General features: G+C 57.0%; 18 protein-coding genes. 9 read left to right on the top strand and 9 right to left on the bottom strand.

Annotated features, from left to right (window positions below):
- Positions 1-34: 34 nt before the first annotated feature.
- The 4 genes from ycaO to pflA all read left to right on the top strand — a co-directional run bounded on the left by ycaO (position 35) and on the right by pflA (position 6,304).
- Positions 35-1,795, top strand: a complete 1,761-nt coding sequence (gene ycaO, locus CWM58_RS19065) for a 30S ribosomal protein S12 methylthiotransferase accessory factor YcaO (RefSeq protein ID WP_100681573.1) — start codon at positions 35-37, stop codon at positions 1,793-1,795.
- A 385-nt stretch (positions 1,796-2,180) separates the two neighbouring features.
- A complete protein-coding gene (focA, locus tag CWM58_RS19070) occupies positions 2,181-3,038 on the top strand; it encodes a formate transporter FocA (RefSeq protein ID WP_061155184.1) in 858 nt (285 codons plus the stop codon).
- A 51-nt stretch (positions 3,039-3,089) separates the two neighbouring features.
- Complete coding sequence (gene pflB / locus CWM58_RS19075) at positions 3,090-5,372, top strand: formate C-acetyltransferase (protein ID WP_100681546.1); 2,283 nt, start codon at positions 3,090-3,092, stop codon at positions 5,370-5,372.
- Between the two features lie 191 nt (positions 5,373-5,563).
- Entirely contained in the window at positions 5,564-6,304 is a 741-nt protein-coding gene (gene pflA, locus CWM58_RS19080) for a pyruvate formate lyase 1-activating protein (RefSeq protein ID WP_002898145.1), read from the top strand.
- Positions 6,305-6,467: 163 nt separating this feature from the next.
- Here pflA and CWM58_RS19085 read toward each other — a convergent pair whose 3' ends face one another.
- From CWM58_RS19085 to lrp, 9 genes are all read right to left on the bottom strand, one after another.
- Complete coding sequence (locus tag CWM58_RS19085) at positions 6,468-7,616, bottom strand: MFS transporter (RefSeq protein WP_061155186.1); 1,149 nt, start codon at positions 7,614-7,616, stop codon at positions 6,468-6,470.
- Between the two features lie 275 nt (positions 7,617-7,891).
- Positions 7,892-8,755 (bottom strand): dimethyl sulfoxide reductase anchor subunit family protein, encoded by an 864-nt coding sequence (locus CWM58_RS19095; RefSeq protein WP_100681548.1) that lies wholly within the window; start codon positions 8,753-8,755, stop codon positions 7,892-7,894.
- Between the two features lies 1 nt (position 8,756).
- On the bottom strand, positions 8,757-9,374 hold the full coding sequence (locus tag CWM58_RS19100) for a DMSO/selenate family reductase complex B subunit (RefSeq protein ID WP_004150845.1): 618 nt from the start codon (positions 9,372-9,374) through the stop codon (positions 8,757-8,759).
- A gap of 10 nt (positions 9,375-9,384) precedes the next feature.
- The gene (gene dmsA / locus CWM58_RS19105) at positions 9,385-11,823 is read right to left on the bottom strand and encodes a dimethylsulfoxide reductase subunit A (RefSeq protein WP_100681549.1); all 2,439 of its coding nucleotides are present in this window, start codon (positions 11,821-11,823) and stop codon (positions 9,385-9,387) included.
- Between the two features lie 200 nt (positions 11,824-12,023).
- Entirely contained in the window at positions 12,024-13,316 is a 1,293-nt protein-coding gene (gene serS, locus CWM58_RS19110) for a serine--tRNA ligase (protein ID WP_049003789.1), read from the bottom strand.
- A 91-nt stretch (positions 13,317-13,407) separates the two neighbouring features.
- The gene (gene rarA, locus CWM58_RS19115) at positions 13,408-14,751 is read right to left on the bottom strand and encodes a replication-associated recombination protein RarA (protein WP_074386424.1); all 1,344 of its coding nucleotides are present in this window, start codon (positions 14,749-14,751) and stop codon (positions 13,408-13,410) included.
- Positions 14,752-14,759: 8 nt separating this feature from the next.
- Complete coding sequence (gene lolA, locus CWM58_RS19120) at positions 14,760-15,371, bottom strand: outer membrane lipoprotein chaperone LolA (protein ID WP_061155191.1); 612 nt, start codon at positions 15,369-15,371, stop codon at positions 14,760-14,762.
- A 122-nt stretch (positions 15,372-15,493) separates the two neighbouring features.
- On the bottom strand, positions 15,494-19,717 hold the full coding sequence (gene ftsK, locus CWM58_RS19125; RefSeq protein WP_100681550.1) for a DNA translocase FtsK: 4,224 nt from the start codon (positions 19,715-19,717) through the stop codon (positions 15,494-15,496).
- A gap of 135 nt (positions 19,718-19,852) precedes the next feature.
- On the bottom strand, positions 19,853-20,347 hold the full coding sequence (gene lrp, locus CWM58_RS19130; RefSeq protein WP_000228469.1) for a leucine-responsive transcriptional regulator Lrp: 495 nt from the start codon (positions 20,345-20,347) through the stop codon (positions 19,853-19,855).
- Positions 20,348-20,879: 532 nt separating this feature from the next.
- Here lrp and trxB point away from each other — a divergent pair.
- From trxB to infA, 5 genes are all read left to right on the top strand, one after another.
- On the top strand, positions 20,880-21,848 hold the full coding sequence (gene trxB / locus CWM58_RS19135; protein ID WP_012542328.1) for a thioredoxin-disulfide reductase: 969 nt from the start codon (positions 20,880-20,882) through the stop codon (positions 21,846-21,848).
- A gap of 114 nt (positions 21,849-21,962) precedes the next feature.
- On the top strand, positions 21,963-23,729 hold the full coding sequence (cydD, locus tag CWM58_RS19140; protein WP_100681551.1) for a heme ABC transporter permease/ATP-binding protein CydD: 1,767 nt from the start codon (positions 21,963-21,965) through the stop codon (positions 23,727-23,729).
- The gene (cydC, locus tag CWM58_RS19145; RefSeq protein WP_100681552.1) at positions 23,730-25,451 is read left to right on the top strand and encodes a heme ABC transporter ATP-binding protein/permease CydC; all 1,722 of its coding nucleotides are present in this window, start codon (positions 23,730-23,732) and stop codon (positions 25,449-25,451) included. It abuts the gene before it with no gap.
- A 39-nt stretch (positions 25,452-25,490) separates the two neighbouring features.
- Positions 25,491-26,195, top strand: a complete 705-nt coding sequence (aat, locus tag CWM58_RS19150) for a leucyl/phenylalanyl-tRNA--protein transferase (RefSeq protein WP_100681553.1) — start codon at positions 25,491-25,493, stop codon at positions 26,193-26,195.
- 351 nt (positions 26,196-26,546) lie between these two features.
- Positions 26,547-26,765 (top strand): translation initiation factor IF-1, encoded by a 219-nt coding sequence (infA, locus tag CWM58_RS19155; protein WP_001040187.1) that lies wholly within the window; start codon positions 26,547-26,549, stop codon positions 26,763-26,765.
- Positions 26,766-26,881: the final 116 nt, after the last annotated feature.

Raw genomic sequence — 26,881 nt, forward strand, 5'->3', positions numbered from 1 at the left:
ATTGCGCGCTTTCCGTACGACAAAAGTGATCGCCATGACCCAAACGTTTATTCCCGGCAAAGATGCCGCCCTGGAAGATTCCATCGCTCGCTTCCAGCAGAAATTGCTCGACCTCGGATTTGATATCGAAGAGGCCTCGTGGCTGAACCCGGTGCCGCACGTGTGGTCCGTTCACATTCGCGATAAAGCGTGCGCGCTGTGCTTTACCAATGGTAAAGGCGCCACCAAAAAGGCAGCCCTGGCCTCCGCGCTGGGCGAATATTTCGAGCGTCTGTCCACCAACTATTTCTTCGCCGACTTCTGGTTAGGCGACACCATCGCTAACGGCCCATTTGTTCATTACCCGAACGAAAAATGGTTCCCACTGACCGAAGACGATGAAGTACCGGAAGGTCTGCTGGATGCCCGCCTGCGCGCGTTCTACGATCCTGACGATCAACTGACCGCCGGTATGCTGGTGGATCTGCAGTCGGGGAACGATGAGCGCGGCGTGTGCGGCCTGCCCTTTACCCGCCAGTCCGACGGCGAAACCGTCTATATTCCGATGAATATCGTTGGTAACTTGTACGTATCCAACGGTATGTCAGCGGGTAACACCCCGAATGAAGCGCGCGTGCAGGGTTTGTCCGAAGTCTTTGAGCGTCACATCAAAAACCGCATCATCGCAGAGAGCATCAGCCTGCCGGAGATCCCGGCGGAAGTCATGGCGCGCTATCCTGGCGTCGTGGAGTCGATCGCTAAACTTGAAGCCGAAGGTTTCCCGATTTTTGCCTACGATGGATCGCTGGGCGGCAAATACCCGGTTATCTGCGTCGTGCTGTTTAACCCGGCTAACGGCACCTGCTTCGCCTCCTTTGGCGCCCACCCGGACTTCGGCGTGGCGCTGGAGCGTACCGTCACCGAACTGCTGCAGGGCCGCAGCCTGAAAGACCTCGACGTCTTTACACCGCCGACCTTTGATGACGAAGAAGTCGCCGAGCACGCTAACCTCGAAACCCACTTCATCGACTCCAGCGGTCTGATCTCCTGGGATATGTTCAAGCAGGATGCCGACTATCCGTTCGTTGACTGGAGTTTCTCCGGTACCACCGAAGAAGAGTTCGCCACCCTGATGGCCATCTTCAAGGCCGAAGATAAAGAAGTGTACATTGCCGACTACGAGCATCTGGGCGTTTACGCCTGCCGTATCATCGTTCCGGGAATGTCGGATATTTATCCGGCAGAAGACCTGTGGCTGGCAAACAACAGCATGGGCGCCCATCTGCGGGACACCATTCTGTCTCTGCCGGGCAGCGAGTGGGAAAAAGAAGATTATCTGGCGCTCATCGAACAAATGGATGACGAAGGCCTGGATGATTTCACCCGCGTTCGCGAACTGCTGGGCCTTGCCACCGGGAAAGACAACGGCTGGTATACCCTGCGCATCGGCGAGCTGAAAGCGATGCTGGCCCTGGCTGGCGGCGATCTGGAACAGGCGCTGATCTGGACCGAATGGACCATGGAATTCAATGCCTCTATCTTCAGCCCTGAGCGCGCAAACTACTATCGTTGCCTGCAGACCCTGCTGCTGCTGAGCCAGGAAGAGGATCGTCAGCCGCTACAGTATCTGAACGCCTTCCTCCGTATGTACGGCACTGATGCGGTCGAGGCCGCCAGCGCTGCGCTGAGCGGCGAAGCCTCGTTCTATGGCCTTCAGGCTGTCGACAGCGATCTGCAAGCCTTCCCGGCTCATCAGTCGCTGCTGAAAGCGTATGAAAAGCTGCAGCGGGCGAAAGCGGCATTCTGGGCAAAATAAGCCCTCATTGCGCTAACATGCTTGTCAACAACGGAGCCCGATGCGGCTCCGTTATTTAAACCTGGCGAGCTAGCCACTATAGTTTGTAGTTGCAAAGTTAATTAATAGTAAATATCGCACTTATATCATTTACCAATTGTTAATTTTAAATAAAATACTCCATTTTAATTAACTCAAAAACTGGGGCAAAAACGAAAAAATTCAACATAAGTTATAAATTTTAAAATTTATTTTCCATAAAAAATTCAAATAGTTAAGCCTCAAATAAACAAAAACCACACACTAAAAAGGCATATAGTTCCGGTGAGATATGATCTATATCAATTTCCCTTCTATAATGCTTTGTTAGTATCTCACCGCCAACTTATATAAAGAGAGAGTTAGTGTGAAAGCTGACAACCCTTTTGATCTTTTGCTCCCTGCCGCGATGGCGAAAGTCGCCGAAGAAGCAGGTGTCTATAAAGCAACGAAGCATCCGATGAAGACCTTTTATCTGGCGATCACCGCTGGCGTTTTCATCTCCATCGCTTTCGTATTCTATATCACCGCGACCACCGGCACTGCCGCGATGCCTTTTGGGATTGCCAAGCTTATCGGTGGGGTCTGTTTTTCCCTGGGTCTGATTCTGTGCATCATCTGCGGCGCTGACCTCTTTACCTCTACCGTATTGATCGTGGTGGCGAAAGCCAGCGGTCGAATCACCTGGGGGCAACTGGCAAAAAACTGGCTCAACGTCTATTTTGGTAACCTGGTGGGCGCACTGCTGTTTGTGCTGCTGATGTGGTTATCAGGCGAATATATGACTGCCAACGGCGGTTGGGGGCTAAACGTCCTGCAGACCGCTGACCACAAAATGCACCATACTTTTGTGGAGGCCGTGAGCCTGGGTATCCTCGCTAACCTGATGGTTTGTCTCGCCGTATGGATGAGCTATTCCGGTCGTAGCCTGATGGATAAAGCGATGATCATGGTCCTGCCGGTAGCGATGTTCGTTGCCAGCGGCTTTGAGCACAGCATCGCCAACATGTTTATGATCCCAATGGGTATCGTAATCCGCAATTTTGCGAGCCCGGAATTCTGGACCGCGGTCGGTTCAACTCCGGAAAGTTTCTCACACTTGACCGTTATGAACTTCATCACTGATAACCTGATTCCGGTGACTATCGGGAACATTATCGGCGGAGGTCTGCTGGTCGGGTTGACATACTGGGTCATTTACCTGCGTGGCAACGACCATCACTAAGGGTTGTTTCAGGCAGTAAATAAAAAATCCACTTAAGAAGGTAGGTGTTACATGTCCGAGCTTAATGAAAAGTTAGCCACAGCCTGGGAAGGTTTTGCGAAAGGTGACTGGCAGAATGAAGTCAACGTCCGTGACTTCATTCAGAAAAACTACACCCCATATGAAGGCGACGAATCCTTCCTGGCTGGCGCAACTGAAGCGACCACCAAGCTGTGGGACAGCGTAATGGAAGGTGTAAAACAGGAAAACCGCACTCACGCGCCTGTTGATTTTGACACTGCCCTGGCTTCCACCATCACCTCTCACGACGCAGGCTATATCGAGAAAGGTCTGGAAAAAATCGTTGGTCTGCAGACCGAAGCGCCGCTGAAACGTGCAATCATCCCGTTCGGTGGTATCAAAATGGTTGAAGGTTCCTGCAAAGCGTACAATCGCGAGCTGGACCCGATGCTGAAAAAAATCTTCACCGAGTACCGTAAAACCCACAACCAGGGCGTATTTGATGTTTACACCAAAGACATCCTGAACTGCCGTAAATCCGGCGTGCTGACCGGTCTGCCGGATGCTTATGGCCGTGGCCGTATCATCGGTGACTATCGTCGCGTTGCGCTGTACGGTATCGACTTCCTGATGAAAGACAAATACGCTCAGTTCCAGTCTCTGCAAGCGAAACTGGAAAGCGGCGAAGATCTGGAAGCAACTATCCGTCTGCGTGAAGAAATCGCTGAACAGCATCGCGCTCTGGGTCAGATCAAAGAAATGGCAGCGAAATACGGCTGCGATATCTCTGCTCCGGCAAAAACTGCTCAGGAAGCAATCCAGTGGACCTACTTCGGTTACCTGGCTGCCGTTAAATCTCAGAACGGCGCGGCAATGTCCTTCGGTCGTACCTCCAGCTTCCTGGATATCTACATCGAACGTGACCTGAAAGCGGGTAAAATCACCGAGCAAGACGCGCAGGAAATGGTTGACCACCTGGTCATGAAACTGCGTATGGTTCGCTTCCTGCGTACCCCGGAATATGATGAACTGTTCTCCGGTGACCCGATTTGGGCAACGGAATCCATCGGTGGTATGGGCGTTGACGGTCGTACTCTGGTGACCAAAAACAGCTTCCGCTTCCTGAACACCCTGTACACCATGGGGCCGTCTCCGGAGCCGAACATCACTATCCTGTGGTCTGAAAAACTGCCGCTGAGCTTCAAGAAATTCGCTGCTAAAGTGTCTATCGATACCTCTTCTCTGCAGTACGAGAACGATGACCTGATGCGTCCGGACTTCAACAACGACGACTACGCTATCGCATGCTGCGTAAGCCCGATGGTTGTTGGTAAGCAAATGCAGTTCTTCGGTGCTCGTGCTAACCTCGCGAAAACCATGCTGTACGCTATCAACGGCGGCGTGGATGAAAAACTGAAAATGCAGGTGGGTCCGAAATCTGAACCGATCAAAGGCGACGTCCTGAACTTCGACGAAGTCATGGATCGCATGGATCACTTCATGGACTGGCTGGCGAAACAGTATGTCACCGCGCTGAACATCATCCACTACATGCACGACAAGTACAGCTACGAAGCCTCTCTGATGGCGCTGCACGACCGTGACGTTATCCGCACCATGGCGTGTGGTATCGCTGGTCTGTCCGTTGCTGCTGACTCCCTGTCTGCTATCAAATATGCGAAAGTTAAACCGATTCGTGACGAAGACGGTCTGGCTATCGACTTCGAAATCGAAGGCGAATACCCGCAGTTTGGTAACAACGATGCTCGCGTCGATGACATGGCCGTTGACCTGGTTGAACGTTTCATGAAGAAAATTCAGAAACTGCACACCTACCGCAACGCTATCCCGACTCAGTCTGTTCTGACCATCACCTCTAACGTGGTATATGGTAAGAAAACCGGTAACACCCCAGACGGTCGTCGCGCTGGCGCGCCGTTCGGACCTGGTGCTAACCCGATGCACGGTCGTGACCAGAAAGGTGCTGTTGCCTCACTGACTTCCGTTGCTAAACTGCCGTTTGCTTACGCGAAAGATGGTATCTCTTACACCTTCTCTATCGTGCCGAACGCGCTGGGTAAAGATGACGAAGTTCGTAAGACCAACCTGGCCGGTCTGATGGATGGTTACTTCCACCACGAAGCGTCCATCGAAGGTGGTCAGCACCTGAACGTGAACGTCATGAACCGCGAAATGCTGCTCGACGCGATGGAAAACCCGGAAAAATATCCGCAGCTGACCATCCGCGTATCTGGCTACGCCGTACGTTTTAACTCCCTGACCAAAGAACAGCAGCAGGACGTTATTACCCGTACCTTCACTCAGACCATGTAATTCCCAGTCTGACTGAAAAAGCGTACAATAAAGGCCCCACATCAGTGGGGCCTTTTTAACAAGTGATCCCCGCCCCAGCCTGCTTTGCCAGTTATCTATACTTTGGGTACCTGTCAAAACAGACTCGACACAGCCGCTGAGCTGTGCACCAACACGGCCCCGGATGGGCCACATCTGGAGAAAACACCGCAATGTCAGTTATTGGTCGCATCCACTCCTTTGAATCCTGTGGCACCGTTGATGGCCCGGGCATCCGCTTTATTACCTTTTTCCAGGGCTGCCTGATGCGCTGTCTGTACTGCCATAACCGTGACACCTGGGATACCCACGGCGGCAAAGAAATCACCGTTGAAGAGTTAATGAAAGAAGTAGTGACCTATCGTCACTTTATGAATGCCTCAGGCGGCGGCGTCACGGCATCGGGCGGCGAAGCGATCCTGCAGGCGGAGTTTGTTCGCGACTGGTTCCGCGCCTGTAAGAAGGAAGGTATTCATACCTGCCTCGATACCAACGGCTTTGTCCGTCGCTACGATCCGGTTATCGACGAACTGCTGGAGGTGACTGACCTGGTCATGCTGGATCTCAAACAGATGAACGATGAAATTCACCAGAACCTGGTCGGCGTGTCCAACCACCGCACCCTCGAGTTTGCCCAGTACCTGGCGAAAAAGAATATCAATGTCTGGATCCGCTATGTGGTGGTTCCGGGTTGGTCAGACGATGATGACTCCGCACACCGCCTGGGCGAATTTACCCGCGATATGGGCAACGTCGAGAAAATTGAGCTGCTGCCCTACCATGAGCTGGGCAAACACAAATGGGTAGCGATGGGTGAAGAATACAAACTGGACGGTGTCCACCCGCCGAAGAAAGAAACCATGGAGCGGGTGAAAGGCATTCTTGAGCAGTATGGTCACAAGGTGATGTACTAATAGCCTCATCAGGGTCGGTGGCGCTTACGCCGGCCCGAAGCGACACGGGAAATCGTTCCAGCCCCGCCGTTGATCCTCATGAAAAGCGCAATGCCGTCTCTCTGCAGTGGAAAACATGCGATAGAAACAGATGACGTGCAGCCTTCGCTGCACGTCAGAATGGTTATGCGTGCGCCACCGGCGTCGGATGATGGCCGGCCTTGCGCAGCAGGGTCAGCAGATAGATAAACGACACGCTGGCGATCATGATAAACAGCAGGTTGTCTGAGAAGTTCTGCATCAGCATCGCCGTCAGGGTCGGGCCCAGCAGGCTGCCGATGGTATAGCTCATCAGCAGCGCCTGATTCATCGCCACCAGCTGATGGTGCTCCACTTTTTCACAGGCCCAGGCCATCGCCACCGGATACAGCGTGAAACCGGATGCCCCAAGCACAAACAGCGCCGGGGCCATTGCCGCCTGACTAAGCATCGCCAGACAGCCGATGATCACCACAAAGACCTGCACCCGCAGCACCAGCAGGCGGCCATAACGATCAGCCAGGCGCCCTACCGGCCACTGCCCCAGGATGCCCGCGCTAACCATCACCGCCATCCAGAAACCAATGCCGGAGTCGCTGACGCCTTGATGGTTCAGCCATAGCGGCATCAGGCCGTACAGCGAGCCGAGGACAATCCCCGAGATAATGCAGCCATTGACACCGTGGCGCGCCTGGCGCAGCTTCAGCATCGGCCAGATACGTACTGTTTCATGCGGCTCTTCAGCCTGTCCCATAATACGGGTAAACAGCAGCGGCAGGATCGCCGCCAGCGCCAGCCCTGTCACCCACGGCAGGACGCTCATTAAATCGGTAGGTAACTTACTGACCATCAGCTGGCCCAGTACGGTACCGACATAATAGACCATCATGTACGCCGCCAGCAGACGGCCGCGGCTGCGGGAAGTCCCGCTGCAGACCAGCGCGCTTTCCACCACCACCCAAATCATCGCGCAGCCTACGCCGGCGATAAAACGCCAGCTCAGCCACGTCCAGAAGCCAACGGTGATCCCCAGCCCTACGCAGCCGACGGCGAAAATTAACGACGCGAGATAATAGCTGCGGTTAAACCCAAGGCGCTTAATCACCCAACCGGCCAGCAACGTACCGGCCAGGTTGCCGGTAAAATAAGATGACCCCACCATGCCGACCTGCCAGGTTGGCATATTTTCATGGGCGAGCCAGAGCGGGACGAGCGTATTCAGCACCGCTATCGCCAGGGTCAGTAAAAGCAGGCCACAGAGCAGCATTTGCACTGGCCGGGTATAGATGGTCATGGGTAAAAAACCGTGAGGAATGTTCAGATCGCGAGCGCATCATGCCACCGCTAAAAACATTGTCAATCCACCTGAAATCAGGCCTGACGCGGTTTTGCAGGGCACGATAGAAGTTTTTTATCCACAGAAGGGGGAAAGGTAAGGCAACAGATAATACGCTATTGTTTTTCTTAATTTATTAATAAATCCCGGCGTTAATTTCAGTCGAAAAATTTCATCTATCGACAGCACGTTTTCATCATGCCGGCACGCCTGCGCCGGCATGATGACGCGGATTAACTGGCGACAGCCATCCCCACGGTCATATGCAGACCATAGAATACGCCGCGGCCGATCATCTCTGCCGCCAGCACCAGAACCAACGCCAGGCCGAGCAGCGAGACCGCCGGCTTGCGGCCGCGAATCTGCGGCACGCACCAGCAGGCCAGGGCCAGCGCCAGCAGCACCACCCGCCAGGCCATAAGCACCCCGTAATCCGGCACCAGGGCGGAGGCCTGCTGAATTGAGCTGCGGATAGTGGCAAGTTCACTCCCCTGCATCAGGATCACCACAATACTCACCAGCAGTGCCAGCAAAGAGACCACCGGCAGCAGGCGCAGCGCCCAACCGTCAACACCTGCCACGCGCAGCAGCAGATAACCCAGCAGCGGACCACCGATAAACAGCGTCAGAAAGAAGCTCAGCGGCGTCCAGACGGTATACCAGGTCGGCACCGTGTCGATGGTGTTGTACACCCGCACCATCATCCAGACGAAGATCACGCCCAACACCATGGTGACTATCAGCCACAGGCTACGCAGGCTGGCAGGCAGCTTTTTGCACACGGCCAGCAGCCAGCCAATTCCGCCGACGGCGAAGAAGATCGCCCCGCTGGCTATCTCATTACTCAGCGACGAGGCCCCCACGCGATTCAGCGAATTAAAGGCCCGTAGCGGTGAGCCAAGGTGCATCGTCGAGGCAATAAAACCGATCCCCATCAATACCCACAGGCCAAACATACTCCCCACCACGCGCTGCTCCTGCTCACGGGAGAGATTGCCCGTCATCAACGCCAGCGCCATGACGATAAACCCGCCTGCGACGCACTGGCCGAAGACCGTAAAGATCATCAGCGGCCATTCATGCCATCCGTTTCCCATCTCACACCTCCTTCGGGTTCGCCAGATAACCGGTGGTATCGCCACACGGCCGGGCATTGGCGTTAGGTTTGATAACGATACTCGGCCTGGTAAAGTGCGCCGACGGCAGCGGGGCCACCGCGGCCAGCTGGCCGTGCTTAGCGCGCAGTTCGGCAATCGGTCCGAAATCGAGTGCCCGCAGCGGGCAGGACTCGACGCAGATCGGCTTTTTCCCCTCGGCGACGCGCTCATGGCAGCCATCGCACTTGGTCATATGGCCTTTGTCGGCGTTGTACTGCGGGGCGCCGTACGGGCAGGCCATATGGCAGTAGCGGCAGCCAATGCACACCTCTTCGTTGACCACGACAAAACCGTCTTCACGCTTGTGCATTGCCCCGCTCGGGCAGACCTTGGTGCAGGCCGGATCCTCGCAGTGGTTACAGGCGATGGAGAGGTAGTAGGCGAACACGTTCTGCTGCCAGACGCCGTTGTCCTCCTGCCAGTCGCCGCCGGCATACTCATAGATGCGGCGGAAGCTGACCTCCGGGGTCAGGTTCTTGTAATCCTTACAGGCCAGTTCGCAGGTCTTGCAACCGGTGCAACGGGCGGAATCAATAAAAAATCCATACTGAGTTGTCATCGGTTACTCCTTACAGCTTTTCAACCTGGACGAGGTTGGTATGCGACGGGTTCCCCTTCGCCAGCGGCGACGGACGCTGGGTGGTCAGCACGTTGATGCTGCCCGCCTGATCCACCCGCGAAGCGTCCGGGTTATACCAGGCCCCTTCCCCCAGCGCGACAACGCCCGGCATCATGCGCGGCGTCACCTTCGCTTCGATATGTACTTCACCGCGGTCGTTGAAGATGCGAATGCGATCGCCGTTGGCAATACCGCGTTGCTTCGCGTCGATCGGGTTAATCCACATCTCCTGCCGACAGGCGGCCTTCAGCACATCGACGTTGCCGTAAGTTGAGTGAACGCGCGATTTATAGTGGAAGCCGGTCAGCTGTAGCGGGTATTTCGCCGTCAATGGATCGTTGTAGTTTTCGAAGCCCGGGGTATAGATAGGCAGCGGATCGATAACATCCCCTTCCGGGAGTTCCCAGGTAGCCGCGATTTTCGCCAGCGCCTGCGAGTAAATTTCGATCTTGCCCGACGGCGTGGTCAGCGGATTGGCCTGCGGATCCTCGCGGAAGGCTTTGTAGGCCACATGGTGTCCTTGCGGATCGCGCTGCTTATAAATGCCTTGCTGGCGGAAGGTGTCGAAATCTGGCAGATCGGGAATCGCTTTCTGCGACTGCTCATACAGATAGCGCATCCAGCCTTCCTGGGTACGGCCTTCGGTAAACTGCTGCTCCACACCGAGGCGTTTTGCCAGCTCGGTGGTCATCTCATAGATAGTTTTGCATTCGAAACGCGGCTTGATGGCCTGATCGGCAAAGATGACGTAGGACATGTTGCCGCAGGAGGCATCCAGCGCGAAATCCATCTGCTCGGAGGCGGTGCAGTCCGGCAGCAGAATATCGGCGTATTTCGCGGACGAGGTCATATGGCAATCGATGACTACGATCATCTCGCACTTCTTGTCGTCCTGCAGGATCTCGTGGGTACGGTTGATCTCTGAGTGCTGGTTAATCAGGCAATTTCCCGCATAGTTCCAGATCATTTTGATCGGCACGTCGAGCTTATCTTTGCCACGAACGCCGTCGCGCAGCGCGGTCATTTCCGGACCACGCTCGATAGCGTCGGTCCACATAAACATCGAGATACTGGTCTGAACCGGATTCTCCAGCGTCGGCATGCGCTCAAACGGCAGGCTGTAAGAGCCCTCGCGCGCGCCGCTGTTGCCGCCGTTGATCCCGACGTTACCCGTCAGGATAGCGAGCATCGAGATAGCCCGGGTGGCGATTTCGCCGTTGGCGTGACGCTGCGGCCCCCAACCCTGGCTGATATAGGCCGGTTTGGCGGTGGCAATTTCGCGCGCCAGTTTAACAATGCGTTCGCGCGGAATACCGGTAATCGTCGAGGCCCACTCCGGCGTTTTGGCGATACCGTCAGTGCCCTGGCCAAGAATGTAAGCTTTGTAGTGACCATTGGCTGGCGCATCGGCGGGCAGCGTTTTCTCGTCGTATCCCACGCAGTATTTATCGAGGAACGGCTGATCGACCAGATTCTCGGTGATCATCACCCACGCCAGACCCGATACCAGCGCCGCATCGGTACCGGGGCGAATCGGGATCCATTCATCTTCGCGTCCGGCGCCGGTGTCGGTATAACGTGGATCGATAATGATCATCCGGGCATTGGATTTCTGCCGCGCCTGCTCAAGGTAGTACGTCACCCCGCCGCCGCTCATCCGCGTTTCGCCGGGGTTATTGCCGAACAGCACCACCAGCTGGCTGTTTTCAATATCCGACGGGCTATTGCCGTCGGCCCAGCCGCCGTAGGTATAATTGAGGCCCTCGGCAATCTGCGCCGAAGAGTAATCGCCGTAGTGGTTGAGATAGCCGCCGCAGCAGTTCATCAGGCGAGCAATCAGCGTTTTCCCTGGCGGCCAGGAGCGTGTCAGCGTGCCGCCGAGCGTGCCGGTGCCATAGTTCAGGTAGATGGATTCGTTGCCGTACTCTTTAATTAACCGCTGCATATTGCTGGCGATGGTATCGAACGCCTCTTGCCAGCTGATTTGCTCGAACTTGCCCTCGCCGCGTTTGCCGACGCGCTTCATCGGGTACTTCAGGCGGTCCGGGTTATAGACCCGGCGACGCATCGAGCGACCACGCAGGCAGGCGCGAACCTGATGCAGGCCATCATAGTTATCGTCACCGGTATTATCGGTTTCAACGTATTTAATCGCGCCATCCACCACGTGCATGCGCAGCGGGCAGCGGCTGCCGCAGTTGACGGTACAGGCGCTCCAGACCACCTTCTCGCTGGCGGGCGCCGGTGTATCGGCGGCATGCGCCATACGGGTAAAGGGTAATGTTAGTGCGTTGCTGGCCAGCGCCAGGCCGCCTATTGCCGTGGTTTTCATTAAACCACGGCGGCTTACCTCAGCAGCCAGTAAAGCATCGGGGGCTTTAATTTTCATGGATACTCGCTTTGGTTGCTCACAATAAACTGACAAGCGCTATATAGTCATATATATATTGCTTTGAAATATTATTGGTTTTTTATGCTGATTTAATCCAAAGGGAGTATCACTGCATTCGTAGAATGGATTATTGCCCGGTATCAATAAGGGCGTAAAAAAAGCGCCCGCAGGCGCTTTTAAAAGAGAGGAAGAAAAAATTACCCGATATATTCGAGGCCACGCATATACGGGCGCAGAATTTCCGGGATTTCAATACGGCCATCGGCCTGCTGATAGTTTTCCATCAGCGCCACCAGGGTACGACCTACCGCCAGACCAGAACCATTCAGAGTATGAACGAGACGAGTCTTCTTGTCGGACTTGCTGCGGCAGCGAGCCTGCATACGACGCGCCTGGAAATCCCAGACGTTAGAGCAGGAAGAAATTTCACGATAGGTGTTCTGCGCCGGAACCCACACTTCCAGGTCGTAGGTTTTGCAGGCACTGAAGCCCATATCGCCGGTGCACAGCGCGACCTTACGGTACGGCAGACCCAGCAGCTGCAGCACTTTCTCGGCATGGCCGGTCATCTCTTCCAGCGCCGCCATGGAGTCTTCCGGACGCACGATCTGCACCATTTCAACTTTGTCGAACTGGTGCATACGGATCAGACCGCGGGTGTCGCGACCATAGGAACCGGCTTCAGAGCGGAAGCACGGCGTATGGGCGGTCATTTTGATCGGCAGATCGTCTTCGTCGATGATTTCATCGCGCACCAGGTTGGTCAGCGGCACTTCCGCCGTCGGGATCAACGCGTAGTTGCTGCTGTCGGCTTCTTCTTCCAGCGGACGAGTATGGAACAGGTCGCCAGCGAATTTCGGCAACTGGCCGGTGCCATACAGCGTGTCCTGGTTCACCAGGTACGGGACATAGTTTTCGCTATAGCCATGCTGTTCGGTGTGCAGATCCAGCATGAACTGGGCCAGAGCGCGGTGCAGACGGGCCAGTTGGCCTTTCATCACTACAAAACGCGAGCCAGTGAGCTTAACGGCGGCGGCAAAATCCAGCCCCCCGTGCATTTCACCCAGCGTCACGTGATCGCGCACTTCGAAATCGAACTGGCGCGGCGTACCCCAGCGGCTAACTTCAACGTTGTCGTTTTCGTCACGGCCAACCGGCACATCATCATGGGGAATGTTCGGGATCGCCAGGGCAATATCGCGAATTTCCGCCAGCAGCGCTTCCAGTTCGGATTTTGCGGCATCCAGCTGTTCGCCAAGCTTGTTCACTTCCAGGCGTAATGGCTCGATATCTTCCCCGCGCGCTTTCGCCTGGCCAATGGATTTCGATCGGGAGTTGCGCTCCGCCTGCAGGTTTTCCGTTTGCACCTGCAGAACTTTACGACGCTCTTCAAGCGCGCGAAGTTTATCTACATCCAGCTTAAAGCCCCGGCGTGCCAGTTTTTCTGCGACTGCGTCTGGCTCGGTACGCAGCAGATTGGGATCGAGCATGCTTATCCTGTGCTTATCGAATTAAATAAAGAAAAGTGGCCGCAGACTACGACCACGGAAATAGTGTAATAACCTTACCGCAACGCCTCAATTAGCGGTAGCGTTTTATCGGGCTATTTTGATCCTGTTCAGCGAGCCAGGCGAGCTTTTCGCCAATTTTGCCCTCAAGCCCCCGGTTTGTCGGGTGATAATAGCGCGTTTGCGCCATTTCCTGCGGGAAGTACTGCTCGCCAGCGGCGTAGGCGTTGGGTTCGTCATGAGCGTAACGATACTCCTGGCCATAACCCATTTCTTTCATCAGCTTCGTCGGCGCATTGCGCAGATGCACCGGAACGTCATAGTCAGGACGATCTCGCGCGTCGGCCAGCGCCGCTTTAAAGGCGGTGTAGACGGCGTTGCTTTTCGGCGCGCAGGCCAGATAGACAATGGCCTGGGCAATTGCTCGTTCACCCTCTGCTGGCCCGACGCGGGTAAAGCAGTCCCACGCGGAAATGGCCACCTGCATCGCCCGTGGGTCGGCGTTGCCGACATCTTCCGAGGCAATCGCCAGGCAGCGACGGGCAACGTACAGCGGGTCGCCACCGGCGGTGATGATCCGCGCGTACCAGTAAAGTGCCGCATCCGGCGCGCTACCGCGCACCGACTTATGCAGAGCGGAAATCAAATCGTAGAACCGGTCGCCTTTGTTATCAAAGCGCGCGCTGCGCTCGCCGGCGATCTCGGTCAGCAGTTCCGCCTTCAGCACCCGCTTGCCCGAGTCATCGCTCTCGGCCATATCGGCCATCATTTCCAGGGTATTCAGCGCCCGCCTCGCGTCGCCATTCACCAGTTCGGCGATGGCCTTGCGGGTCTCATCCGGCAGAATAATATCCTGCCCACCGTAGCCGCGGGACTTATCGTTCATCGCCTGGTCAAGCACCCGCTCGATATCGTCGGCAGTCAGCGATTTCAGTAAGTAGACGCGCGCACGGGAGAGCAGCGCTGAGTTAAGCTCAAAGGAGGGGTTTTCGGTGGTCGCGCCAATAAAAGTGATGGTGCCGTCTTCAATATGCGGCAGAAAGGCGTCCTGCTGACTTTTATTAAAGCGATGCACTTCGTCAACAAACAGGATGGTCCGTCGGCCAGCGTTGCGGTTTTGCCGTGCGCGCTCAATGGCCTCGCGGATCTCTTTGACCCCTGAGGTCACCGCCGAGATCCGTTCGACATCGGCGCTGGCGTAGCGGGCAATCACTTCCGCGAGGGTGGTCTTGCCGGTGCCCGGCGGCCCCCAGAGGATCATTGAATGCAGGTGCCCGGCTTCAATCGCCCGCGGCAGGGGTTTACCCGGCGCCAGCAGGTGCTGCTGGCCAATATACTGCGCTAAATTTTCTGGCCGCATACGAGCGGCCAGAGGTTGAAACGCGTTGTCGGAAAAATCGAGCGACAGATTGCTCACTTTCGCCTCTACTTACGTTGATCGTCCACCGTCACCCCTTTCGGCGGCGTAAAGGTGAACTTAGATGCGTCGATTGCGCCATTCTGCTGCGACTTCAGCTGATAACTGCTGCGCTGATCATCCTGCTCGACGGCGCTGAACTGGTGGATGGTGCCATCCCGACCGACGTTGATCGTGAACTGCTTCAGGTTACCGCTGCCACTTTTCGGCGTCAGCACAAAATCATCGCCGTTTTGTTTGATATTGTACTGCTGCCAGTCGCTGGACTGGTTGCGGGCAATCAGCATAAACGGCGTGTTGCTGGTAGCATCTTTCAGCCAGGTCGCCGTGGCCTGCTCAACGAACGGGTTGTAAAACCACAGTGTTTTACCGTCAGAGACGAGGACGCTCTCGTCCGGCTGGGTCATATGCCAGTTAAACAGGTTCGGACGTTTTACCCACAGGTCGCCCTGACCGTCCTGGACAGCATTACCGCTGCCGTCAGTGACTTTCTGCGTGAAGCTGGCATGGAAACTGCTCACTTTATCAAGACGGCTTTTTAAGTCACTGGCCGCATCTGCCCAGACCTGGCTGACGACCATACCAGACAGTAATGCACAGGTGATTGCGAGTTTTTTCATTGTTATTCCTTAATGTGCGTCACTCCCGACGCGGGAGCCTCTTCTGCCCCTAATGTAGGACCGCTGATGGCGGCGGAACAGAAGAATTGGCTGATTTTGCGCTTATTTACCCAACTTTGCACTCATTCAAAGGGCGGCGGTGCCAGCACTTCGCGGTTACCGTTATGGCCCTGCTCGCTGACGATCCCCTGCGCTTCCATCTGTTCAATAATGCGCGCTGCACGGTTATACCCAATGCGGAACTGACGCTGTACGCCGGAAATCGATGCTTTGCGCTTCTCAGTCACAAAGTTGACCGCCTGATCGAACAGCGGATCCAGCTCTTCACCGCCGTCTAAGCCACCACCGCCACCTTCACTTTCGCTGTCGGAGGTAATGCCATCCACGTACTGCGGACGACCACGCGCTTTCCAGTCCTGAACCACGGCGTGGACTTCCTGGTCGCGCACAAACGCCCCGTGGACACGCACCGGCGTGGTAGAGTTCGGCCCGGAGTAGAGCATATCCCCCATACCCAGCAGCGATTCCGCGCCGCCCTGATCGAGAATGGTACGCGAGTCGATTTTACTCGATACGGTAAAGGCGATGCGCGTCGGGATGTTGGCCTTAATCAGGCCGGTAATGACATCCACTGACGGACGCTGCGTCGCCAGCACCAGGTGGATCCCCGCCGCACGCGCTTTTTGCGCCAGACGGGCAATCAGCTCTTCCACCTTCTTGCCGACGGTCATCATCAGGTCGGCGAACTCGTCCACCAGCACCACGATGTACGGCAGTTTTTCCAGCACCGGATGCACGGCATCCATGCTGTCGCCCGGCTTCCAGTACGGATCCGGAATCGGACGCCCCATGCGCGCGGCCTCCGCGATCTTCTCGTTATAGCCCGCCAGGTTACGTACGCCCAGCGCTGACATCAGCTTGTAGCGGCGCTCCATCTCGTTGACGCTCCAGCGCAGCGCATTGGCGGCGTCTTTCATGTCGGTGACCACTTCCGTCAGCAGATGCGGAATACCTTCGTAGACCGACAGCTCGAGCATTTTCGGGTCGATCATAATGAAACGCACATCTTCCGGCTGCGCTTTGTAGAGCATGCTGAGGATCATGGCGTTCACACCGACTGACTTACCGGAACCGGTGGTACCGGCAACCAGCAGGTGCGGCATTTTCGCCAGGTCGGCCACCACCGGGTCGCCAGCGATGTCTTTACCCAGCACCACGGTCAGCGGCGACGGATTATCGCGGAACTTGGTATTGTCGAGCACTTCACGCAGATAGACGGTCTGACGCTTTTTGTTCGGTAATTCCAGGCCGACATACGGCTTGCCTGGGATCACTTCCACCACGCGCACAGCAACCGTTGACAGCGAACGCGCCAGGTCCCGTGACAGATTCGAGATCCGCGCCGCTTTAACACCTGGCGCCAGATTGAGCTCAAAGCGGGTGATCACCGGGCCTGGCGAGTAGTTGACGACATCCGCTTTGATACGGAAATCGGCCAGACGTGCTTCTACCAGCCGCGCCATCTGCTCTAAAGCAAAGGTATCCACCGGTTCGACTTCACTGGGCGGCGGCGTTAACAGATCCAGCGACGGCAGCGGCGTGGTCGGTCTTTGCAGCGGACGGCTATCGCCATTACGCATCAGCAGCGGGTGGATCAAGCTCTCCTGCGGCGCAGGCGCAGCAGGCTGATACCCCTGCGGGGCAACCGGTTGTTGCTGCTGCACTGGCTGCGGCGCAGTCTGGTAAGACTGCGGCTGCGGCGGCACTGGCTGATGGTGTACAGGCTGATGCTGCGCAGCTTGATAACCCTGCTGCGGAGCAGCCGCCGGTTGTTGATAGTGCGGGGCCGGTTGCTGCGGCTGGACTTCCGGTGTCGGCGTAAACAGCGGCTCGCTCGGTCCGTCATTGACCAGCGTCTTCATTGGTGAAAATTCATAATCCGCCGGCGAGAACGGGTTCGCACCCGGCGGCTGCTCAGCGGCGTAGCGCTGCTGCTGGGTGGCAGCAAACTGACGCGCCAGCTCCGCTTCCGCCGCGGTGTCGGCGTCATCATCATCAGTCGCGTTATCGTCTTCCCAGCGATGACCATAGCGCTGCTGCTGGGTGGCGGCGAACTGGCGGGCCAGTTCATCCTGCTCCAGAACGTCGGCTTCTTCATCAGAGAGCAGCTCACCGTCATAATGAGGATCGCGTTCCGCCTGCCGCGCACGCTGTTCAGCCTCCCGTTGCGACGGTAGCTTGATGCCGTATGAGGCCAGCTCCCGACGCGTCGGGACACGAACGCGATTTGGTCGCGGTAATTTCGGACCGATGCCTTCTTTCACCTGAACCCGCGGTCCGCTGGACGCCGGGCTGAACAATGGCGCAGCCGCAGCGGATGCGGCAGTCGCCGACGTTGCCGCCGCCGCGCCGCCGCTGGCGGCCGTTGCCTGATGCACCCCTGCCGCGACCGCAGAGACCACCGTTGTCTCCACTGGCGGTTTGGACGGGGCGGCTGGCGGCGTCAGCGGTTTAGTGGCGATCGGGCTTTCCGGCTCCGGAATAGGCTGATACCAGGAGGCCAGCAGCTCACGTTCACGTGCCCGCTTCTCTTCGACTTCTTCGAAGTAATAGAGCGGTGGACGTTTCACCTCTTCCGGCGCAACCTCTGGTTCTGGCTCCGGTGACGGAACTGGCGCGCTTTGCGGCTGATACGCTGCTGGCTCAGGCTGATACGCCTGCGGTGCAGGTTGACCGCCATGCGGATCGTAAGTCGGCTGCTGATACGGTGCCGGCTCTGGCTGATACGCCTGCGGCGCTGGCTGACCGGCATGAGGAGCATAAGCAGGCTGTTGATACGGCGCCGGCTCTGGCTGATACGCCTGCGGAGCAGGTTGCCCGCCATACGGATCGTATGCCGGCTGCTGATACGGCGCCGGCTCTGGCTGATACGCCTGCGGCGCAGGTTGCCCGCCATACGGATCGTATGCCGGCTGCTGATACGGCGCGGGCTCTGGCTGATACGCCTGCGGCGCAGGATGTCCGGCATGCGGATCGTAAGCCGGCTGCTGATACGGCGCGGGCTCTGGCTGATACGCCTGCGGCGCCGGCTGACCGGCATGAGGAGCATAAGCAGGCTGCTGATACGGTGCCGGCTCAGGCTGGTACGCCTGTGGCGTCGGCTGACCGGCGTGTGGATCGTAAGTCGGCTGCTGATACGGTGCCGGTTCTGGCTGGTACGCCTGCGGCGGGTAACCAGCTTCCGGCTGATAAGCAGGCGCAACGCCCTGATGGCCAGCCGCGGATTCAGCCCACGCCTGTGGCGCGGCAGTGGCCGCCGCCGCTGCGCCCACGGGCTCAGCGATACTATGACCATTCAGCAACGGATCGTAAGGGTCGAAATCTCCAGGGCGCGGGGCGCTGGCACCGGAGAACAACACATCATCCTCTGCGGGACGCGCGGCGCTGGCGCCGGAAAACAGGACATCGTCAGCGGCGACAGGCGCTCCGCTGGCGCTGTATTGCACCGCCTCTTCCCCGTCATCCATCCGTTTGCCGGAGAAAAGCGCCGCGTCTGTTTTACGTCCCATGGGGTTGGTAAACTTCTCGGCCAGACGCTTACGCCGCGCCAGCGCGCTGCGTAAGATACGGGCACGACGCGACTCCTGCGGGTTTGCCGCTTCGTCTTCATCGTCGTACTCTTCATCGTCGTCTTCGTATTCGCCTTCATCGACCCAAGTATCATCCCGACGGGTACGGTTGCTGGCAAAGGTCAGCACCGACAGGATGCCACCGCCCAATTTTTCCGCAATGCTGACCCACGACCAGCCGGTGAACAACGTCAGACCGGCCGCCCAGATGCACAACAGGGCAATAGTGCCGCCGCTGCTGTGCAGCAGCGGTTGCAGCGTGGTACTCAGCAGGCTGCCGATCACTCCGCCCGAGGCGAAGTACCAGATATCATCGGCGTTAATGGCTGCCAGACCACAGGAGGTCAGGATCAGGGCTAACGCGCCAATGAGGCGCAGGGAAACGGCGAAATAATCAATGTATTCGTCGTTTTCCTGATGCCGCCAGGCAAACCAGCATCCACCGATGATGATCACCGGGATGGTGTAGGCCATGACGCCAAAAATGAAAAAGAGGGTATCGGCAAGCCACGCACCGGGGGCGCCGCCTAAATTATGAATAGGCTCATGCCATGCCGTCTGCGACCAGCTTGGATCCGAGGGGTTAAAGCTCAGTAGTGCCGCCATCAGCCAGATGGCGAAGAGGGAGCAAAGGATGAGCATCGCCTCAAGGAGTCGGCGCCCGCTGCTGAGTTTGGTTAGTTTGACTTCTTTGTCTTCGGTGTATTCCTGGCTCAAGAAAGGCTCTCCAGGTATCAGGCTGTTTCCTGCCTGCTGCTAAAACGGACAACAGCGCCGGGTCTCCCCGGCACTGTTGCTGTATGGATTAACAGGAGTGTAATCAAACCACGTCGATTTTGCACCTGTTCCGTGTTAGCGCGTCTTAATAACCAGACGATTACTTTGCTTGACTTCTTCCATCACCACGTAGGTACGGGTGTCGTTTACGCCCGGCAGGCGCAGCAAGGTCTCGCCCAGTAATTTACGATACGCTGACATATCCGGTACGCGGGTTTTCAACAGATAGTCGAAATCACCGGAAACCAGATGACACTCTTGAATTTCTTCAAGTTTTTGCACTGCGGCGTTAAATTGCTCAAACACATCCGGCGCGCCACGATTCAGAGTAATCTCAACAAATACCAGAAGTGATGCATCCAGATAATGCGGGTTGAGCAGCGCCGTATAGCCCTGAATAAAACCCTGTCTTTCAAGACGACGCACGCGCTCAAGGCAAGGCGTCGGAGAAAGTCCCACCCGTTTAGAAAGCTCGACGTTAGAAATTCGACCATCTTTTTGCAATTCATTCAGGATGTTACGATCAATGCGGTCGAGATCTTTGCCAGGGCGCTTCTTGCTATCTACCATTATTATTGTCTCTCTGTATTCCTTCCCTACTCCTGTTCCGGCTCTGTTCCTTCACTGCCAGAGCCCATCCTGTTATTACCCGTACGACAATGGGTAACCCAGGGGTACGTGAGAAGCCCGTTGCCTGACGGCAGTCACCGACATCACGCATGGCGTCTGTCCACACCATGCGTAGATTTCGTTAACCCGGATAAAAATGGCATTTGCGTGCATGAAAATTCGCCGCACGCTAAATACTGCTTTTCTTCTTCCATGAATGTTTTCGCAAAAGCACAGGGGATTGTCAAAGCAAAACATCGATTTTTAGTACAAGATGCCAGATATTCATCATCCCCCCTGGTTGATTCTCATTTTTTCGTCTTATAATTGTCCCGCTGACAGTAGAAATAGTTATATTCTTTGCCGGTAAAATCGCCAATTCATCGGCGGCTTCTATTGCACACATCGTTAACAAAATCGCTGTGCTCTTTTTTTACGACAACAAATTCCCTACAATCTCTGACCAATGTATGCCAATTAATATGGGGATCTCATGGGCACAGCCAAACACAGTAAACTGCTTATCCTTGGTTCTGGACCTGCGGGATACACCGCGGCGGTCTATGCCGCACGCGCCAATCTGCAGCCGGTGCTGATCACCGGGATGGAAAAAGGCGGTCAGCTGACCACCACGACGGAAGTGGAAAACTGGCCAGGCGATCCTAACGATCTCACCGGCCCGCTGTTGATGGAGCGCATGCACGAGCATGCCGCGAAATTTGAAACGGAAATTATTTTCGACCATATCAGCCGCGTCGATCTGCAAAACCGTCCGTTCCGTCTGACAGGCGATAGCGGTGAGTACACCTGTGATGCGCTGATCATTGCCACCGGCGCATCGGCGCGCTACCTCGGTCTGCCATCGGAAGAGGCGTTTAAAGGCCGTGGCGTTTCAGCCTGTGCGACCTGTGACGGATTCTTCTATCGCAACCAGAAAGTGGCGGTGATCGGCGGCGGTAACACGGCGGTTGAAGAGGCCCTGTATCTGTCCAATATCGCCTCTGAGGTGCATCTGATCCACCGTCGCGACGCCTTCCGCGCGGAAAAAATCCTCATCAAACGTCTGATGGATAAAGTGGCGAGCGGCAACATCGTGCTGCATACCGACCGCACCCTCGAAGAGGTGACCGGCGATCAGATGGGCGTCAGTGGCCTGCGCCTGCGCGATACCAAAAACAGCGACAACGTTGAGTCTCTGGAAGTGGCAGGCCTGTTCGTCGCCATCGGCCACAGCCCGAACACCGCCATCTTTGAAGGTCAGCTGGAACTGGAAAACGGCTATATCAAAGTGCAGTCCGGGATCCACGGCAACGCCACGCAAACCAGTATCCCGGGCGTATTTGCCGCTGGCGATGTCATGGACCATATCTATCGTCAGGCGATCACCTCCGCCGGCACCGGCTGCATGGCGGCGCTGGACGCCGAGCGTTACCTGGACGGTTTGGCCGACGCTTGCAAATAATCTTTACAAGTCAGTAACAAAGGTAAAGAAGGCGACGAAAAGTCGCCTTTATTTTTGCCGCGATGTAACATTGCCGTGCCCAATATTCCCATAACGATACCTGCAAAGCGCGCAATGAATAAAACCCGTCAACAAGAGTTAACCCGCTGGTTAAAACAGCAAAGTATTATCTCCCGTCGCTGGTTGATGATTTCCCGCCTGCTTGGCGTGGCAAGCGGTCTGCTGATCGTGGCGCAGGCCTGGTTCCTGGCGCGGATCCTGCACCGGATGGTGATGGAAAATATTCCGGCAACCGCCCTGCTGCTGCCGCTGACGCTGCTGGTGCTGGTCTTTGTACTGCGCGCCTGGGTGGTCTGGCTGCGTGAGCGGGTCGGTTTTCAGGCCGGGCAGCATATCCGCTATGAAATTCGCCGTCAGGTTCTTGACCGCCTCCAGCAGGCGGGCCCGGCCTGGATCCAGGGCAAACCGGCCGGCAGTTGGGCAACGCTTATCCTTGAGCAGATCGATGATATGCACGATTATTATGCGCGATACCTGCCCCAGATGACGCTGGCGGCCTGCGTACCGCTGCTGATCGTTATCACTATTTTCCCGATTAACTGGGCCGCCGCGTTGATCCTCCTCGGCACCGCCCCGCTGATCCCGCTTTTCATGGCGCTGGTCGGGATGGGCGCCGCCGATGCCAACCGGCGTAACTTCCAGGCGCTGGCCCGCCTCAGCGGCCATTTCCTCGACCGCCTGCGCGGCATGGAAACCCTGCGTATTTTTCACCGCGGTCGGGCAGAAACCGATAATATTCGCGACGCCTCGCAGGATTTTCGCCAACGCACCATGGAAGTCCTGCGTCTGGCCTTCCTCTCCTCCGGGGTGCTGGAGTTTTTCACCTCCCTCTCCATCGCGCTGGTGGCGGTCTATTTTGGCTTCTCTTACCTTGGCGAGCTGAACTTCGGCCACTATGGCGCGGGCGTCACGCTGATGGCAGGCTTCCTGACGCTGATCCTCGCGCCGGAATTTTTCCAGCCATTACGTGACCTGGGCACCTTCTACCATGCCAAAGCTCAGGCCGTGGGCGCCGCAGACAGCCTGAAAACGTTTATGGAAACCCCATTGACCCAGCTGGAGCGCGGCGAAAAAACCTTAAATGATAACGATCTGATTGGCGTGGAAGCGCGCGATCTGGTGATCAAATCTCCGGAAGGTAAAGTCCTGGCCGGGCCGCTTAACTTTTCACTGCCTGCTGGCGCACGCGTTGTGCTGGTGGGTCAGAGCGGCTCCGGGAAAAGTTCGCTGCTGAACACACTGCTCGGCTTTTTGCCCTACGAGGGCTCGTTGAAGGTCAACGGCGCAGAGCTGCGCGAACTGGACGCCGAACGCTGGCGCCGCCTGTTAAGCTGGGTGGGACAGAATCCCCAGCTACCTGCCGCCACGCTACGGGAGAATGTGCTGCTGGCGTGGCCGGAAGCCAGCGATGCCCAGCTTCGGCTGGCGCTGGATAAAGCCTGGGTCAGTGAGTTTATCGCCCTGTTGCCGGACGGGATCCATACCGCCGTGGGCGATCAGGCGGGTCGTCTGTCGGTAGGTCAGGCGCAGCGTATCGCGGTTGCTCGCGCGCTGTTGGTGCCCTGCCGCCTGCTGTTGCTGGATGAACCCGCCGCCAGCCTCGACGCCCACAGCGAACAACGGGTGATGCAGGCCCTGACCCATGCCTCCACCGAGCAAACCACGCTGCTGGTTACCCACCAGCTCGAGGGACTGGCTGACTGGGATGCCGTCTGGGTCATGCAGGACGGACAGATTATCGAGCAAGGCGACTACGCCACGCTGGCCCGCGCCAGTGGGGCCTTCTCGGCGCTGCTGGCCCATCGTCGGGAGGAGATTTAAATGCGCGCACTTTTACCCTATCTGGCGCTCTATAAACGCCATAAATGGATGCTGCTGCTCGGCGTCGTGCTGGCCATCGTGACCCTGCTGGCCAGCATCGGCCTGCTGACGCTCTCCGGCTGGTTCCTCTCCGCATCAGCGGTGGTGGGTGTCGCCGGGATCTACAGTTTTAACTATATGCTGCCTGCCGCGGGCGTCCGCGGCGCGGCGATTATCCGTACCGCCGGGCGCTACTTTGAGCGTCTGGTTAGCCATGACGCGACCTTCCGCGTGCTGCAGCACCTGCGCGTCTTCACCTTCAGCAAACTGCTGCCCCTCTCTCCGGCGGGGCTGGCGCGCTTTCGCCAGGGTGAACTGCTCAACCGGGTGGTGGCCGACGTCGATACCCTGGATCATCTCTACCTGCGGGTGATTTCACCGCTGGTCGGCGCGCTGGTGGTGATTGTGGTGGTCACCTGCGGATTAAGCCTGCTCGACGTCACTCTCGCGCTGACGCTCGGCGGCATCATGCTGGTCACCCTGCTGGTTATGCCGCCGCTGTTCTATCGCGCGGGTAAACCGGCCGGCGAAAGTATGACGCAGCTGCGCGGTCAGTATCGCCAACAGCTTACTGCCTGGCTGCAGGGCCAGGCAGAGCTGATGGTGTTTAACGCCAGCGACCGCTACCGCGCGCAAATGGAAAAGACCGAGCTCAGCTGGCAGGACGCGCAGCGCCGTCAGGCCGAGCTGACCGCGCTTTCGCAGGCGGTAATGCTGTTAATCGGCGGCATCGCCGTGGTGGCCATGCTCTGGCTGGCCTCCGCTGGCATCGGGGGTAACAGCCAGCCAGGGGCATTGATCGCGCTGTTTGTTTTCTGCGCGCTGGCGGCCTTCGAAGCCCTGGCGCCGGTGACCGGCGCTTTCCAGCATTTAGGCCAGGTGATCGCCTCCGCACGGCGGATTTCGCAGATCACCGAGCAGCAGCCGGAGGTCACCTTTGTCGAAAGTGAAGCCAGGGTGCCTGCGCAGGTGGCCTTAACCTTCAGGCAGGTTACCTTCCGCTATCCGCAACAGCCCTCCCCCGCCCTGGAGAATATCTCCCTGCAGATTACCGCCGGTGAGCATATCGCCATCCTTGGGCGAACCGGCTGTGGAAAGTCAACGCTGTTGCAGTTGCTCACCCGCGCCTGGGACCCGGCACAGGGAGAGATTTTGCTCAACGACCAGCCGCTGTCCCAGCTCAGCGAAGCCAGCCTGCGTCAGGCAATGAGCGTGGTGCCGCAGCGCGTGCACCTGTTCAGCGCTACGCTGCGCGACAACCTGCTGCTGGCGGCGCCAGACGCTGACGATACTGCGCTGTGCGTAACCCTCGAGAAAGTGGGGCTGGAAAAGCTGCTGGAAGATGGCGGACTGAACAGCTGGCTGGGGGAAGGCGGACGCCAGCTATCCGGCGGCGAACTGCGCCGGCTGGCCATTGCCCGCGCACTGCTCCATGATGCGCCGCTGATGCTGCTCGATGAGCCGACAGAAGGTCTGGATGCGGCCACCGAAAGCCAGATCCTGCATCTTCTGGCGGAAGTAATGCGCGAGAAAACCGTGCTGATGGTGACGCACCGCCTGCGGGGCCTGGCGCGTTTTAATCAGATAATAGTCATGGACAACGGCCAGATAATTGAGCAAGGTAGTCACGCGGATTTGCTCGCTAAACAGGGCCGGTACTTCCAGTTTAAACAGCGTCTGTAGGCTATTATCTAATTTTTGCTGATGCGTATTGAGGTTAAAATGCGTCTGGTTCAGCTCTCCCGGCATTCTATCGCCTTCCCTTCCCCGGAAGGCGCCCTGCGTGAACCTAACGGCCTGCTGGCGCTTGGCGGCGATCTGAGCCCGGCGCGTCTGCTGATGGCCTATCAGCGCGGTATTTTCCCCTGGTTTTCTCCTGGCGACCCGATCCTCTGGTGGTCGCCCGATCCCCGGGCGGTGCTCTGGCCGGAACAGTTTCATCTCAGCCGCAGCATGAAGCGTTTTCATCAGCGTTCGCCTTATCGCGTCACGCTGAATCATGCCTTTGGCGAGGTCATTGAAGGCTGCGCCAGCGATCGTGACGAAGGGACCTGGATAACCAGCAGTATCGTTCGCGCTTATCACCAGCTACATGAGCTGGGTCATGCCCACTCCATTGAAGTCTGGCAGGGGAATACTCTGGTGGGGGGAATGTACGGCGTGGCGCAAGGGGCGCTGTTTTGCGGTGAATCGATGTTCAGCCGGGCAGAAAATGCCTCCAAAACCGCGCTGCTGGTATTCTGTCAGGCTTTTACGCAGAGTGGTGGTAAATTAATCGACTGCCAGGTACTGAACAACCATACCGCCTCATTAGGCGCGGTGGATATTCCCCGCCGCGATTATCTTGACTACCTGTCAGTATTACGCGGCTACCGCCTGCCCGAGCTATTTTGGGTGCCGCGGGTGCTATTTCCGGGCGCGCAATAAAAATGTTTTCAGCACATTTTGCGTCAGGATGGTATAATTGCGCGGTAGAGTAGCTTCTGCCTGTTGCCCCGCCGCCGTTTGGGAATAATAAGAGTCAGATAACGCCCATCGTTCTGTCACTCCCCTTTACGTTTGCGCCTGTCACGCGGCATAGCCGTGTGTGTTCCGGGCAATGCGCCAAAACTACTTCGGCGATTCATACCCGTCATATTTCCGTTGCCGGTGTGCTGACTGCGCACCTTGCGGCAAGGCGAATGATTCAGGGTAGATACGTAAAACTTTACTTACATGATGAACTTCGGCATTATCTTGCCGGTTCAAAACTACGGTAGTGATACCCCAGAGGACTAGATGGCCAAAGAAGACAATATTGAAATGCAGGGCACCGTACTTGAAACGTTGCCTAACACTATGTTCCGCGTAGAACTGGAAAACGGTCACGTGGTAACTGCGCATATTTCCGGTAAAATGCGTAAAAACTACATCCGCATTCTGACGGGCGACAAAGTGACTGTTGAGCTGACCCCGTACGACCTGAGCAAAGGCCGCATTGTCTTCCGTAGTCGCTGATTGTTTTCGCCCTTAAGGCGTCAGATGCTGAAGGCCGGGATCATTCCCGGTCTTTTCATATCTGCCGCCGGCAAAAAAAAACCGGCCCAGGGCCGGTTTTTACGTTGAAGACATCG

The organism is Klebsiella sp. H-Nf2 (assembly GCF_002806645.1).
Classification (GTDB): Bacteria; Pseudomonadota; Gammaproteobacteria; order Enterobacterales; family Enterobacteriaceae; genus Klebsiella; species Klebsiella variicola.

Excerpts from the sequence above, each read along its gene's own strand:
- ycaO (WP_100681573.1), top strand. The coding sequence starts at position 35 with ATGACCCAAACGTTTATTCCCGGCAAAGATGCCGCCCTGGAAGATTCC.
- pflB (WP_100681546.1), top strand. The coding sequence starts at position 3,090 with ATGTCCGAGCTTAATGAAAAGTTAGCCACAGCCTGGGAAGGTTTTGCG.
- pflA (WP_002898145.1), top strand. The coding sequence starts at position 5,564 with ATGTCAGTTATTGGTCGCATCCACTCCTTTGAATCCTGTGGCACCGTT.
- CWM58_RS19085 (WP_061155186.1), bottom strand. The coding sequence starts at position 7,616 with ATGACCATCTATACCCGGCCAGTGCAAATGCTGCTCTGTGGCCTGCTT.
- CWM58_RS19095 (WP_100681548.1), bottom strand. The coding sequence starts at position 8,755 with ATGGGAAACGGATGGCATGAATGGCCGCTGATGATCTTTACGGTCTTC.
- CWM58_RS19100 (WP_004150845.1), bottom strand. The coding sequence starts at position 9,374 with ATGACAACTCAGTATGGATTTTTTATTGATTCCGCCCGTTGCACCGGT.
- dmsA (WP_100681549.1), bottom strand. The coding sequence starts at position 11,823 with ATGAAAATTAAAGCCCCCGATGCTTTACTGGCTGCTGAGGTAAGCCGC.
- serS (WP_049003789.1), bottom strand. The coding sequence starts at position 13,316 with ATGCTCGATCCCAATCTGCTGCGTACCGAGCCAGACGCAGTCGCAGAA.
- lolA (WP_061155191.1), bottom strand. The coding sequence starts at position 15,371 with ATGAAAAAACTCGCAATCACCTGTGCATTACTGTCTGGTATGGTCGTC.
- lrp (WP_000228469.1), bottom strand. The coding sequence starts at position 20,347 with ATGGTAGATAGCAAGAAGCGCCCTGGCAAAGATCTCGACCGCATTGAT.
- trxB (WP_012542328.1), top strand. The coding sequence starts at position 20,880 with ATGGGCACAGCCAAACACAGTAAACTGCTTATCCTTGGTTCTGGACCT.
- cydD (WP_100681551.1), top strand. The coding sequence starts at position 21,963 with ATGAATAAAACCCGTCAACAAGAGTTAACCCGCTGGTTAAAACAGCAA.
- cydC (WP_100681552.1), top strand. The coding sequence starts at position 23,730 with ATGCGCGCACTTTTACCCTATCTGGCGCTCTATAAACGCCATAAATGG.
- aat (WP_100681553.1), top strand. The coding sequence starts at position 25,491 with ATGCGTCTGGTTCAGCTCTCCCGGCATTCTATCGCCTTCCCTTCCCCG.
- infA (WP_001040187.1), top strand. The coding sequence starts at position 26,547 with ATGGCCAAAGAAGACAATATTGAAATGCAGGGCACCGTACTTGAAACG.